This is a genomic window from Bradyrhizobium sp. USDA 10063, assembly GCF_054063735.1.
Map to the genome: position 1 here is coordinate 7,306,687 of NZ_JBSSGP010000002.1, position 13,407 is coordinate 7,320,093.

At 63.8% G+C, this 13,407-nt stretch carries 11 protein-coding genes and 1 pseudogene; 10 read left to right on the forward strand and 2 right to left on the reverse strand.

Annotated features, from left to right (window positions below; genetic code table 11):
• Positions 1-200: 200 nt before the first annotated feature.
• The 7 genes and pseudogenes from glpD (at position 201) to ACVJGD_RS36475 (ending at position 7,870) form a co-directional block, all read left to right on the forward strand.
• Positions 201-1,781, forward strand: a complete 1,581-nt coding sequence (gene glpD / locus ACVJGD_RS36445; RefSeq protein WP_456638726.1) for a glycerol-3-phosphate dehydrogenase — start codon at positions 201-203, stop codon at positions 1,779-1,781.
• Complete coding sequence (locus ACVJGD_RS36450) at positions 1,778-2,857, forward strand: ABC transporter ATP-binding protein (RefSeq protein WP_456638727.1); 1,080 nt, start codon at positions 1,778-1,780, stop codon at positions 2,855-2,857. The genes glpD and ACVJGD_RS36450 overlap by 4 nt, the downstream gene beginning before the upstream one ends.
• 12 nt (positions 2,858-2,869) lie before the next feature.
• A pseudogene (locus ACVJGD_RS36455) lies at positions 2,870-3,956 on the forward strand (ABC transporter ATP-binding protein).
• On the forward strand, positions 3,956-4,858 hold the full coding sequence (locus tag ACVJGD_RS36460) for a carbohydrate ABC transporter permease (RefSeq protein WP_456638728.1): 903 nt from the start codon (positions 3,956-3,958) through the stop codon (positions 4,856-4,858). The pseudogene ACVJGD_RS36455 and the gene ACVJGD_RS36460 overlap by 1 nt, the downstream one beginning before the upstream one ends.
• Positions 4,858-5,664: a carbohydrate ABC transporter permease gene (locus ACVJGD_RS36465; RefSeq protein ID WP_225119030.1), complete on the forward strand. Its 807-nt coding sequence runs from the start codon at positions 4,858-4,860 to the stop codon at positions 5,662-5,664. Before ACVJGD_RS36460 ends, ACVJGD_RS36465 begins: the two co-directional genes overlap by 1 nt.
• Before the next feature lie 9 nt (positions 5,665-5,673).
• Positions 5,674-6,003: a DUF2160 domain-containing protein gene (locus ACVJGD_RS36470; RefSeq protein ID WP_456638729.1), complete on the forward strand. Its 330-nt coding sequence runs from the start codon at positions 5,674-5,676 to the stop codon at positions 6,001-6,003.
• Positions 6,004-6,130: 127 nt separating this feature from the next.
• Complete coding sequence (locus ACVJGD_RS36475) at positions 6,131-7,870, forward strand: ABC transporter substrate-binding protein (protein WP_456638730.1); 1,740 nt, start codon at positions 6,131-6,133, stop codon at positions 7,868-7,870.
• 389 nt (positions 7,871-8,259) lie between these two features.
• On the opposite strand, the gene ACVJGD_RS36480 is transcribed toward ACVJGD_RS36475, so the two are convergent.
• Together ACVJGD_RS36480 and ACVJGD_RS36485 are read right to left on the reverse strand one after the other, a co-directional pair.
• On the reverse strand, positions 8,260-9,363 hold the full coding sequence (locus ACVJGD_RS36480; protein ID WP_456638731.1) for an alkene reductase: 1,104 nt from the start codon (positions 9,361-9,363) through the stop codon (positions 8,260-8,262).
• A 226-nt stretch (positions 9,364-9,589) separates the two neighbouring features.
• Positions 9,590-10,909, reverse strand: a complete 1,320-nt coding sequence (locus ACVJGD_RS36485; protein WP_456638732.1) for a lytic murein transglycosylase — start codon at positions 10,907-10,909, stop codon at positions 9,590-9,592.
• A 372-nt stretch (positions 10,910-11,281) separates the two neighbouring features.
• On the opposite strand from ACVJGD_RS36485, the gene htpX reads away from it, so the two are divergent.
• The 3 genes from htpX (at position 11,282) to ACVJGD_RS36500 (ending at position 13,306) form a co-directional block, all read left to right on the forward strand.
• Complete coding sequence (htpX, locus tag ACVJGD_RS36490) at positions 11,282-12,217, forward strand: zinc metalloprotease HtpX (RefSeq protein ID WP_456638733.1); 936 nt, start codon at positions 11,282-11,284, stop codon at positions 12,215-12,217.
• A 67-nt stretch (positions 12,218-12,284) separates the two neighbouring features.
• Positions 12,285-12,485: a DUF2905 domain-containing protein gene (locus tag ACVJGD_RS36495; protein ID WP_456638734.1), complete on the forward strand. Its 201-nt coding sequence runs from the start codon at positions 12,285-12,287 to the stop codon at positions 12,483-12,485.
• A gap of 119 nt (positions 12,486-12,604) precedes the next feature.
• Positions 12,605-13,306 carry a hypothetical protein gene (locus tag ACVJGD_RS36500; protein ID WP_456638735.1) on the forward strand — a complete coding sequence of 234 codons (702 nt, stop codon included), beginning with the start codon at positions 12,605-12,607 and terminating at the stop codon, positions 13,304-13,306.
• The last annotated feature ends 101 nt before the right edge of the window (positions 13,307-13,407 follow it).

A 13,407-nucleotide genomic window follows, 5' to 3' on the forward strand; every position in this document is an offset into this window, starting at 1 on the left:
GACCGGCTGCCCCTCATCCTGAGGAGCGCGGAACGCGCGTCTCGAAGGATGAGGCCCCGATCTCACCCCTCAACTCCCCATCACCAAATCGTAGACCCCAAGTTCCCCATTTTCGGTTTGCTTTCGTTTTGCGTTGTGATCTAATCCAATTCGAAAGTGAAATCGCCGAAAGCGAACGTAAGCGGCCGGGGAAGCGTCTGTTGGATCGGATTTTCGACCTCGCAATTATTGGGGGCGGCATCAACGGCTGCGGCATCGCGCGCGATGCGGCGGGTCGGGGAAATTCCGTTTTCCTCTGTGAAATGAATGACTTGGCGAGCGGGACTTCGTCCTGGTCGACCAAACTCGTGCATGGGGGCTTGCGCTATCTCGAATATTACGAGTTCCGCCTGGTCCGGGAGGCGCTGATCGAGCGCGAGATCCTCTGGCAGATCGCGCCCCACATCATCCGCCCGCTGCGTTTCGTGTTGCCGCACCATGCCGGCCTGCGCCCAGCCTGGCTGCTCCGGCTCGGCCTGTTCCTTTACGACCATATCGGTGGCCGGCATCTGCTGCCGCCGACCCGCTCGGTGGATCTAACGCACGATGAGGTCGGCAAGCCCCTGATCAAGAATCGCTACGTCAAAGGGTTTGAATATTCGGACTGCTTCGTCGACGACGCGCGGCTGGTCGTGCTGACCGCGCGCGATGCCGCCGACCGCGGCGCCGAGATCTGCACGCGCACACGCGCTGTTGAGATCAGGCAGGCCGACGGCCTCTGGAATGTTACGGTCGAGGACCGCGGCAGCGGCGTGCGCCGGACGGTGAGGGCGCGTGCGCTGGTCAATGCCGGCGGCCCATGGGTCGAAGAAGTGCTGGCCTCGGGCGCCGGCGTTAACGCGCGCGCAAAAGTGCGGCTGGTGCAAGGCTCGCACATCGTGGTGAAAAAACTCTACGACCACGACCGCGCTTACATCTTCCAGAACGCGGATGGTCGCATCGTCTTCGTGATTCCGTATCAGAACGACTTTTCGCTGATCGGCACCACCGACCGCGACTATGATGGCGATCCCGCCAAGGTGAAGGCGACGGAGGAGGAGATCGGTTATCTCTGCGCCTCCGTCAGCGAGTATCTGGCGAGGCCGGTGAAGCCGGAGGATGTGGTCTGGACCTATTCCGGCGTCCGTCCGCTCTATGATGACGGTGCGAGCGAAGCGAAGGCCGCCACGCGCGACTACGTGTTCGAGCTCGATACGCCCGGCGGCGTGCCGCTGCTCTCGATCTATGGCGGCAAGATCACGACCTACCGACGATTGGCGGAAGAAGCGCTGGAGCGGCTTTCACCCTATCTGCGCAGCGCCACGCCCCGCGAGGACTTCAAAGTCCGCGAGGACTTCAAAGCGCGCGAAGGCTGGACCGGAAAGTCGCCGCTGCCCGGGGGCGACATGGACGTCTCCGCGGTCGACGCGCTGGCTGCCGAACTGGTGCGCGACTATCCGTTCCTGTCGAAGGCGCATGCGAGCCGCCTGGCGCATGCCTACGGCACGCGTGCGACAAAAGTACTCGGCAGCGCGAAATCGATCGGCGATCTCGGAAAGTCCTTCGGCGCCACCTTGACGGAAAGCGAAGTCCGGTACCTGATGGCGAACGAATGGGCGTTGACCGCCGAAGATATCGTCTGGCGCCGCTCCAAATTGGGCTTGAGAATGTCGGCCGCCGAAATATCGGCGCTCGACGAATGGATCGTCGCTCATCGCCTGTCCGGCGAACGTCCGCTACGCGAAGCGGGAGGACGGCCATGAGCGTCACGCTCGACCACGTCACGCGCACCGTGGACGGCATCCCGGCCATCCACGATGTCTCGCTGACGCTCGATCGCGGCACGCTCAGCGTGCTGCTCGGGCCGACGCTCTCAGGCAAGACCTCGATCATGCGATTGCTCGCCGGCCTCGACAAGCCGACCACCGGCCGCGTGCTGGTTGACGGCAACGACGTCACCGGCATCGACGTGCGCCAGCGCTCGGTCGCGATGGTCTATCAGCAGTTCATCAACTATCCCTCGCTCTCGGTCTATGAGAACATCGCCTCGCCCTTGCGCGTACAGGGGCGGCCGCGCGAGGAGATCGACAAGCGCGTGGCGGACGCGGCCAGGCTTCTGCGGCTTGAGCCGTTCCTGAAGCGCACGCCGCTGCAGCTCTCCGGCGGCCAGCAGCAGCGCACCGCGATTGCGCGCGCGCTGGTCAAGGGCGCCGACCTCGTGCTGCTCGACGAGCCGCTCGCCAATCTCGACTACAAGCTGCGCGAGGAACTGCGCACCGAATTGCCCCGCATCTTCGAGGCGTCAGGTGCGATCTTCGTCTACGCCACCACGGAGCCATCGGAAGCGCTGCTGCTCGGCGGCGACACCATCTGCATGTGGCAAGGCCGCGTGCTGCAGGCCGGCACCAGCTCGAGGGTGTATCGGCAGCCCGAGACGCTGCGCGTGGCCCAGGTCTATTCCGATCCGCCGCTCAACATCGTCAATATCGAGAAGAGGCACGGCACCGTGCACTATCCTGGCGGCATGCAGGCGCCCGCGACCGGCCTCTATGCTGGCCTCGCCGATGGCGCCTATCGCGTCGGCTTCCGCGCGCATCAGCTCGAAGTCGGAAGCCATGTTGCCGGTCGCCATACCTTTCGCGCGACCGTCACGGTGACTGAGATCACCGGCTCCGAAAGCTTCATCCACCTGCAGCACGATTCCGCCAATTGGGTCGCGGTGCAGCACGGCGTGCATGAATATGAGCCCGGGCAGGCACTCAACGCCGCGCTCGATCCCGACAATATCTTCGTGTTCGACCTGGCCGAGCGCCTGGTCGCAGCCCCCGGCAGGAATTGAGGGAGACGGCGCATGGCCCGCATTGACCTCGTCGATCTCGCCCACTCCTACAGCGGCGATGACGCGCCGCCGGAAACCTTCGCGCTGAAGCCGGTGACGATGACCTGGCGGCAGGGCGGCGCCTATGCGCTGCTCGGCCCCTCCGGCTGCGGCAAGACCACGCTGCTGAATCTCATTTCGGGGATCGTGACCCCGTCGCGCGGAAAGATCCGGTTCAACGGCAAGGACATCACGCCGCTGTCGACGCAGAAGCGCAACATCGCGCAGGTGTTCCAGTTTCCTGTCATCTACGACACCATGACGGTCGGCGAGAATCTGGCTTTCCCGCTGAAGAATCGCGGCGTGCCGAAGGCGGAGATATCAGCCCGCGTGAAGCGGATCGCCGAGCTGCTTGATCTTGCGCCCTATCTCAACCGCAAGGCGACGCGGCTCACTGCCGATGCCAAGCAGAAAATCTCGCTCGGCCGCGGCCTGGTGCGATCGGACGTCGCCGCGGTCCTGTTCGACGAGCCGCTGACCGTCATCGACCCGGAATTGAAATGGCAGCTCCGTTCGAAACTGAAGGGCGCTGCACCGCGAGCTTGATCTGACGATGATCTACGTGACCCACGACCAGACGGAGGCGCTGACCTTCGCCGACACCGTCGTCGTCATGCATGACGGACGCGTGGTGCAGAGTGGCACGCCGGCCGAACTATTTGATAGGCCCGCGCACACTTTTGTCGGCTATTTCATCGGCTCGCCCGGCATGAATATCGTGCCGGCGGAAGTCGACGGGCGCGAGGCGCGGATCGATGGCCACATCATCGGCCTGCATCGGAATTACGGCGTGCTGCCCTCGGGCGCGAGAATTGAGATCGGCGTGCGGCCGGAATTCGTCGACGTCGCGCCGCCCTCCTCGGGCCTGCTGTCGGCGACGATCGAGCGCATCGACGATCTCGGTCGCATCCGGTTTGCGCGCGTGCGTGTCGGCGATTCCAAGTTCGCCGCGCGCGTGCCGCCGGGATTTTCGGTGCCCGACAACATGGCGGGGCTCGTGTTCGATCCCGCGCATGTGCACGTCTATGCCGACAGCCGCCTGGTCGAGGGGGTTGCCTGATGGACAAGACGGTCAACCAGAAAGCCTGGTTCCTGGTGCTGCCGGTGTTCCTGGTGGTGGCGTTCTCGGCTGTGCTGCCGCTGATGACGGTGGTGAACTATTCGATGCAGGACACTTTCGGCAACAACCAGTTCTTCTGGAACGGCGTCGGCTGGTTCAAGGAACTGCTCGATCCCACGACCGATCTCGGCGAGCGCTTCTTCGCGTCGCTCTGGCGCAACCTCTTGTTCTCGGCCATCATCCTCGCGATCGAGGTGCCGCTCGGCATCGTCGTTGCGCTGTCGATGCCGCGCGAGGGCTGGACGGTCGCGCTCTGCCTCGTGATCCTGGCGCTGCCACTGCTGATCCCATGGAATGTGGTCGGCACCATCTGGCAGATCTTCGGCCGTCCCGATATCGGCCTGCTCGGCTACACGCTCAATCACATCGGCCTCAGCTACAACTACGTCTCCAACGAGCTCGATGCCTGGGCGACCGTGATCGCGATGGACGTCTGGCACTGGACCAGCCTGGTGGCGCTGCTCTGCTATGCCGGCCTGAAGTCGATTCCGGATGCGTATTATCAAGCCGCGCAGATCGACGGTGCCTCGCGCTGGGCGGTGTTCCGCGCGATCCAATTGCCGAAGATGAACCGCGTGCTCCTGATCGCGGTGCTGCTGCGCTTCATGGACAGTTTCATGATCTACACCGAGCCGTTCGTCGTCACCGGCGGCGGGCCCGGCAATTCGACCACCTTCATCTCGATCGAGCTCGTCAAGATCGCGCTCGGCCAGTTCGATCTCGGCAAGGCCGCGGCGCTGTCGCTGGTCTATAACCTCATCATCCTGATCGTCTGCTGGGTGTTCTACACCGTCATGACCAATGCAGGCGCCGAGCGCCCGCAAAAAGAGGGAGCTGTGTGATGGGCACGATTCCCGGGCGCCGTCTCATCATTTCGCTGTTCCTGATCTTCCTGCTGTTGCCGATCTACTGGCTCGTCAACATGAGCTTCAAGACCAATAGCGAGATCGTCTCGACCATGACGCTGTGGCCGCACCAGCCGACGATCGAGAACTACATGCGCATCTTCACCGACGAGAGCTGGTATTCCGGCTACATCAACTCGCTGAAATATGTGGTCATCAACACCGTGATCTCGATCTCGGTGGCGCTGCCGGCGGCCTACGCGTTTTCGCGCTACCGCTTCCTCGGCGACAAGCATCTGTTCTTCTGGCTGCTGTCGAACCGCATGGCGCCGGCCGCGGTGTTCGCGCTGCCGTTCTTCAACCTCTATTCCGCGATCGGCCTGTTCGATACGCCCTGGGCGGTGGCGCTGGCGCACTGCATCTTCAACGTTCCGCTCGCGGTCTGGATCCTCGAAGGTTTCGTCTCCAGCGTGCCGCGCGAGATCGACGAGACCGCGTTCCTCGACGGCTATTCCTTCCCGCGTTTCTTCGTGAAGATCCTGGTGCCGCTGATCGCGAGCGGCATCGGCGTCGCCGCCTTCTTCTGCTTCATGTTCTCCTGGGTCGAGCTCTTGCTCGCGCGCACGCTCACTTCCGTCGATGCCAAGCCGATCTCCGCGGTGATGACGCGCACGGTCTCCGCCGCCGGCATGGATTGGGGTCTCTTGGCAGCCGCCGGCGTGCTCACCATCATTCCCGGCGCGCTCGTGATCTGGTTCGTCCGCAACTATATCGCGCGCGGCTTCGCGCTGGGCCGAGTGTAGGAGGCACCCATGGAGAGCATTGCATGGATGGCCTGGACGCTGCCGACAGCGATCTTCTTTGCGCTGCTCGGCGTGACGCTGGCGGTCATGACCTGGCTCGCGGTCGCCTATCCCGAGGCCGAGCGCGTCGGCGTGCTCAGGATTCCGACCACGCGCGGCGATCGCCTGTTCATCTCGCTGGTGCTCGCCGCCGTCATCCATCTCGTCTGGATCGGCGTCGTCGGCACCGATGCCATTTACACGCTGCCCATCGGAGAGGAGGGCGTCGAGGTTTCGAGCCTGTGGCTCGCCACACTGATTTCGCTTGGCTCGGCCGTTGTGATTTTCCGCACCGTCTGAGGAAGTGAAGAAGAGCAGATCCGGGGCCAACCCGGGCCTGAATTGTTTTGTCGCCATATCAGGAGGAATCGCCATGCGACATTTGAGAAGAGCAAATCTTCCCGTTACCGGGGGCCGTCTCGTTACGATGACCAGCGCCGCCGCGCTGCTCGCGGCCGCCGCCGTTACTGCGCCGGCGCGCGCCGACGACGCCGTCAACCAGCGATGGATCGACAGCGAATTCCAGCCTTCGACGCTGTCGAAGGACGAGCAGATGAAGGAGCTGCAGTGGTTCGCCAAGGCGGCCGAGCCCTTCAAGGGCATGGAAATCAACATCGTGTCGGAAACCATCACGACGCATGAATATGAAGCCAGGACGCTTGCCAAGGCGTTCAGCGAGATCACCGGCATCAAGCTCAAGCACGACACCATCCAGGAAGGCGACGTCGTCGAGAAGCTGCAGACCCAGATGCAGTCCGGCAAGAACGTCTATGACGGCTGGATCAACGATAGCGACCTGATCGGCACGCATTTCCGCTACGGCCAGACCATCGTGCTGTCGGACTACATGACCGGCGAGGGCAAGGACGTCACCGATCCCTATCTCGACGTCAACGACTTCATCGGCAAGTCGTTCACGACAGCGCCGGACGGCAAGCTCTATCAGTTGCCCGACCAGCAATTCGCGAACCTCTATTGGTTCCGCTACGACTGGTTCACCAATCCCGAATACAAGGCCAAGTTCAAGGCGAAATACGGCTACGAGCTCGGCGTGCCCGTGAACTGGTCGGCCTATGAGGATATCGCCGAGTTCTTCACCAACGACATCAAGGAAATCAACGGCGTCAAGGTCTACGGCCATATGGACTATGGCAAGAAGGATCCCTCGCTCGGCTGGCGCTTCACCGACGCCTGGCTGTCGATGGCGGGCAATGGCGACCGAGGGATTCCGAACGGCAAGCCGGTCGACGAGTGGGGCATCCGCATGGAAGGCTGCCGTCCCGTCGGCTCGTCGGTCGAGCGCGGCGGCGACACCAACGGACCGGCCGCGGTCTATTCGATCACCAAATATCTCGATTGGCTGAAGAAGTATGCTCCGCCGCAGGCGCAGGGCATGACCTTCTCGGAGGCGGGCCCGGTGCCGGCGCAGGGCAACATCGCCCAGCAGATCTTCTGGTACACCGCGTTCACCGCCGACATGGTGAAGCCCGGTATTCCCGTCGTGAATGCGGACGGCACGCCGAAATGGCGCATGGCGCCGTCGCCGCATGGCTCGTACTGGAAGGAGGGCATGAAGCTCGGCTACCAGGACGCGGGTTCAGCGACGCTTCTGAAGTCGACGCCGCCGGATCGCCGCAAGGCGGCCTGGCTCTACCTGCAGTTCATCAACTCCAAGACCGTCAGCCTGAAGAAGAGCCATGTCGGCCTCACTTTCGTGCGTGAGTCCGACATCTGGGACAAGTCGTTCACCGAGCGCGCGCCGAAGCTCGGCGGCCTGATCGAGTTCTACCGCTCGCCCGCGCGCGTGCAGTGGACCCCGACCGGCAACAACGTGCCTGACTATCCCAAGCTCGCCCAGCTCTGGTGGCAGAACATCGGCGATGCGTCGTCCGGTGCGAAGACGCCGCAAGCCGCGATGGACGCGCTGGCCGCGGCCCAGGATTCGGTGATGGAGCGGCTCGAGAAATCCGGCGTGCAGGGCGCCTGCGGCCCGAAGCTGAACAAGAAGGAGAAGCCGGACTACTGGTTCGCCAAGGCCGAGAAGGATGGCACGATTGCGCCGCAGCGCAAGCTCGCCAACGAGAAGCCGAAGGGCGAGACGGTCGACTACGACACCCTGATCAAGTCGTGGCCCGCCACCCCACCGAAGCGCGCCGAGGCGAAGTGACACCACTGTCATCGTCCGCGCAGGCGGACGATCCAGTACGCCGCGGCATTTCGCATGATCGCTGATGCCGATGACTACTGGATGCCCCGCCTTCGCGGGGCATGACCGAGAGAGATAAAGGCCGGGAGCAATCCCGGCCTTCGTCATTCCGGGGGCGCGCGAAGCGCGAGCTATGATGTGCGAGTGCACATCAGAGAATCCATCGTGCAGCAAGCGACGCGGTGGAATGGATTCCGGGCTCAGCCCTGCGGGCTGCCCCGGAATAACGGCAGAGAGATTCCGAGCCTCTTCCTCCGTCATTGCGAGCGCAGCGAAGCAATCCATCTTTCCGCTTGTGGCGGCATGGATTGCTTCGTCGCTGTCGCTCCTCGCAATGACGGTGCCTGCAGCTACTGCGCCGCCTCCGCCGCTTCCAGCGTCGGATAATCCGTATATCCCTTCGCGCCGCCGCCGTAGAACGTTGCCTTGTCCCACTCGTTCAGGGCTGCGCCCTTCTTGAGGCGTTCGACCAGATCGGGGTTGGAGATGAAAAGCTTGCCGAACGCGATCAGGTCGGCGGCGCCGGTGTCCAGCATCTTGTTCGCCAGCGCGAAATCATAACCATTGTTGGCCATATAGGCCTGCTTGAAGCGCTTGCGCAGCGAGCCGTAGTCGAACGGCGCGATATCGCGCGGCCCGCCGGTCGCGCCTTCGATGACGTGGATGTAAGTGAGCTTCAGCGCATTGAGCCCGTCGACGATATAGTCGAACAGCGGCTGCGGGTTGGAGTCGGAGCCGTCATTGGCCGGCGTCACCGGCGAGATGCGGATGCCGGTACGCTCGGCGCCGGCTTCTTCGGCGACCGCCTTGGAGACTTCCAGCATCAGCCGCCCGCGGTTCTCGATGGAGCCGCCATAGGCATCGGTGCGCTTGTTGACGCCGTCCTTGGCGAACTGATCGAGCAGATAGCCGTTGGCGCCATGGATCTCGACACCGTCGAATCCCGCTTCGAGCGCATTCGCTGCGCCGCGCCGGAAGTCGTCGATGATCCCGGGAATTTCGGCAAGCTCGAGCGCGCGAGGCTCGGAGACGTCGACGAAGTTGCCGCCCACGAAGGTCTTGGTCTTGGCCCGGATCGCCGATGGCGCAACCGGCGCGCCGCCGTTCGGCTGCAGCAAGGTGTGCGAGATGCGGCCGACATGCCAGAGCTGGATGAAGATGCGTCCGCCGCGCGCATGCACCGCGTCGGTGACCTTGCGCCAGCCAGCGATCTGTTCCTTGGAATAGATGCCGGGCGTGTCCTGGTAACCCTGGCCCTGCTGTGAGACCTGACTAGCCTCGGTGATCAGGAGGCCGGCGGAAGCGCGCTGGCCGTAATAGTCGACTGCGAGCGGGCTCGGAACGAAGCTCGACGGCACCGCGCGATTGCGCGTGAGCGGTGCCATCACCGCCCGATTGGGCAGCGTCAGCGGACCAAGCTTGAACGGCTCGAACAGTTTGGAGGATTGGCTCATGGGAGGAGGTTTCCGGAAATGAACGATACGCAACATTTGTGCATCGCGGCGATTGGCGCAATGCCCCAGCCATTCAACCCACGCAGACGAGCCGCGCAGGCTGTCCGGACGCATGACTGCCGTCAAAAGCGGCACATGCGGGCGCACATAGGAAGATTTGTTCTAAATTCGGATTGGCGCAGCACGAACAGCCCCCTGTAAAGGCCTGTCATGGAGTCGTCATTTCCTAGCGCACCGCCGGCATCGCGGCTTCCGTCGGCTGGGCGCGCCCGCGCATCCGCGCCAGCAATTCCGCGGTCGGCCAGGAATCCGCCGGTAGTCCATATTTGATCTGCATCGCCTTCACCGCGCTGCGGCTCGCCTGTCCGAGCACGCCGTCGACCTTGCCGACATTGAAGCCGGCGCGCACCAGGTGCTGCTGCAATTCCTTGATCTCGTTGAACGGCAATTGCGCCACCGGTGCTGGGGGCCGCAGCATCGGCGGCGCGCCCGCGATACGGGTCGCGAGATAGCCGGCGGTGGTCGAATAGATCAGCGAATTATTCCATTCGGTGTAAGCGGCGAAATTCGCATAGGCCAGGAACGCCGGTCCCATCCGTCCCATCGGCAACAGCAGCGACGCCGGCATGTCGTCATTCGCTAGCGGCCTTCCATCCGGATAGGTGACTCCCAGTTGCGCCCATTTCGATCGCGGCAGCTTGGTCGTGAGATCGGCCTGGTCCCACGGAAAGTTGGCAGCGGCCACGCGCACTTCCTGCAGCCATGGCTCGCCGCGCCGCCACTTCAATCCGTTGGCGATATAGTTCGCAGTCGAGCCGATCACGTCCGGGCCGCTGCGCAGCAGGTTGCGATGGTCGTCACCATCATAGTCGACGGCATAGTTGAAATAGTGCGTTGGCAGGAATTGCGTCTGCCCGAGTTCGCCCGCCCAGGAGCCGACCATCTCGTTTGCGGTGAGGTCGCCGCGGTCGATGATCTTGAGCGCCGCGATGGTCTCGTTCTGGAACATCTCCGAGCGCCGGCAATCATAGGCAAGCGACACCAGCGAAGGCAGCGTCGGCAGATTGCCCATGTTGGCGCCGAAGTCGCTCTCCAGTCCCCAGAACGCCGCGATCACCGCCGGCGGCACGCCGTATTCCTTCTCCGCGCGCGCGAACGCCGCCGCATAGGTCTTGATGCGCTGCTGTCCCTGCTGCATCCGATAGGGCGCCGCCATTCTCCCTGCGAACTCGGTGAAGAGCTGACCGAATACGCGCTGCCCGCGGTCGCGGTTGACGATGCCCTGGTTGTAGACGAGGTAGGGCGAGGCCTCCGCGATCGCCTGCTGCGACACCCCTTCGGACACCGCGCGCTGCTTCAGATCGGCAAGGAAGCGCTCGAAGCTTTGGCCGTTGTGGCACGAAGCCGCGCGCGACGAGGGCACTGTCGCAGGCCGCGCCGCCGGTGCCTGACGCGTGGGTGCCGGCACCAGCGGCTGCGCCGAGGCCGCAGATGAATACGCCGCAATCATCGTGACGGCCGCGATCGCAAATCGGGTCTTGAACATCAGAACTCGCTGACAGGGATGGAATTACGAGAGATAGCATGATCTTACGTGAAGCTTTGCGCTCCGGCTATCCCTCACTCCGCCGTCGTCCCGGGCTTGCGCGCCGCGGCGAAGTCTTGGCGTAGCCGGGACCCGGGACCCATAACCACAAATGCCCATTGTTGTGCTAAGCTGTGACCGCTTGCGCGTGCCACAACGACTTCCTGTGGTTATGGGTCCCGGCTTTCGTCGGGACGACGTGGGAGGGAGCTCGCGCGTTTCCGCCCGCGTCGCCCGGACGCACCTTTTGCCCCTTGCGGCGGCCATGGGCAAATTCCTACCTAAACTGCGCCTGCAACAGTGGTTTTTCCGCAACGACGCAGGGGAAAGACGATGAACTATTTCAAGACAGCTCTTCTGCTCGCCGGCCTCACCGCCCTGTTCATGGGGGTCGGCTATCTCATCGGCGGCACCAGCGGCGCGATGATCGCGCTGGTGGTCGCGGCCGGGATGAATCTATTCACCTACTGGAATTCCGACCGCATGGTGCTCAGCATGTACGGTGCGCATGAGGTCGATGCGCACACCGCGCCCGAACTCGTCGGCCTTGTTGCCGAGCTCGCGGGCCGTGCAGGCCTGCCGATGCCGCGCGTGTTCCTGATGGACGAGGCGCAGCCCAATGCTTTTGCCACCGGCCGCAATCCGGAGAATGCCGCGGTCGCCGTCACCACCGGCATCGTGCAGCAGCTCAGCCGCGAAGAGCTCGCCGGCGTGATTGCGCACGAGCTCGCGCATATCAAGAACCACGACACGCTCCTGATGACGATCACCGCCACGATCGCCGGCGCGATCTCGATGCTGGCGCAATTCGGCATGTTCTTCGGCGGCCACCGCGACAACAACAGCGGTCCGGGCATCGTCGGCTCGATCGCGCTGATGATTCTGGCGCCGCTCGGTGCCATGCTGGTGCAGATGGCGATCAGCCGCACCCGGGAATATGCCGCCGACAATCTCGGCGCGCGCATCGCCGGCCAGCCGATGTGGCTCGCTTCCGCGCTGATGAAGATCGAGAACGCCGCGCACCAGGTGCCGAACTGGGAGGCCGAGCGCAATCCGGCGACCGCCCACATGTTCATCATCAATCCGCTGTCGGGCCGCGGCGTCGACAATCTCTTCGCCACCCACCCGTCGACCGAGAACCGCATCGCAGCGCTGCAGCAGCTCGCCGCCAAGCTCGGCGGTGGTGGCGCTGCACCCGCCGCCGGAGCGCGCTATCCTTCCCGCAGCCCATGGGGCCGCACGTCCAGCTCGCGCGGACCGTGGGGTTGAGCGGAGGATTTGTAGGGCGGGTGAGCGAAGCATAACCCGCCATCGCGCAAGAGAACTAAGGTGACGGATGCAGCGCACGCTGATCATCCTCGGACTGCTCCTCCTCGCTGCCGGGCTGCTCTGGCCGATGATCGGCAAGCTCGGACTCGGCCGGCTGCCCGGCGACATCCATGTCGAGGGGGCGAATTATTCCTTCTATGTCCCGCTGATGACATCGCTGCTGCTCAGCGTCGTGCTGAGCGTGGTCATCTGGTTCGTCAATCGCTAGAGCGGGGGTTCCGCCCGGCGCTCCGGTTTCTGCCGAAAAATACGGCGGATTGGTGCAGTGCAATCGGTCGCGCCGGTGCTACACTCGCTGCAGCAGAGGATCACGCCGGAAACAAGCAAATGGCCTTGTTCGGTTGGGGCAGAGAGGTGCCGTCAGAGGAGGTCCTGGATGCCAGGGCCGGTGCGGATGCCTTGTTGCAGGGGCTGGACAAGGTCGTCGCGACGTATCTCGAAAAGGCCGACCGCGGCGATCTCGTCTATCCAGCCTGCAAGCGCAAACCGGATGATGTCAGCGGCACCCCCCGCGAAATCTGGCGCCACACGCGGCTGGAAGGGATGCGCTATCTGACCATGATCCCGGGGCGCGACTCCGCGCTTCTGACGGAGCCTTCGCGCCAGGCTGAGATGATCGACGGCTTCCTGCGCCAGCAACCGCACGAGGATACGGTGATCGATTTTACCGGACGCGCGGTCGACGATGTCGCGATCGCGATCATCGCCGGGCTGAACTGGCTGAACCATTGCGCGCTGCTCGCCAGGGTCGATCGCGCCAAGGCGTCAGGCACCTTGCGCAACTTCCGCAAGGTTGTGACGGTCGCCCAGCAATGGTGGGGCATGGAAGGCGCGGAGGCCCGCTGCAGGGGGATGCAGCAGGCGCGCGAACTGCCGCCGCTGATGCTCAATCTGGTCTGGCTCGAATGCACCCATCTGGCCAAGGACATCACGGCGGCTGCAGTCTTTGATCCGGCCGGCGAAGCAGGCGCGAACGATGCACCGGCCCGCTTCCAGGCCGAACTTGATCCGGATGAACCGGCTGGATAAAGCGCACATCGCTTTCGCCGTCATTCCGGGGCTGGGCGATGCCCTGGAATGACGGCGAGCCGCCAAACCAGGCCCCGTGTCGCGAGCAAAGCGTGTTCGCT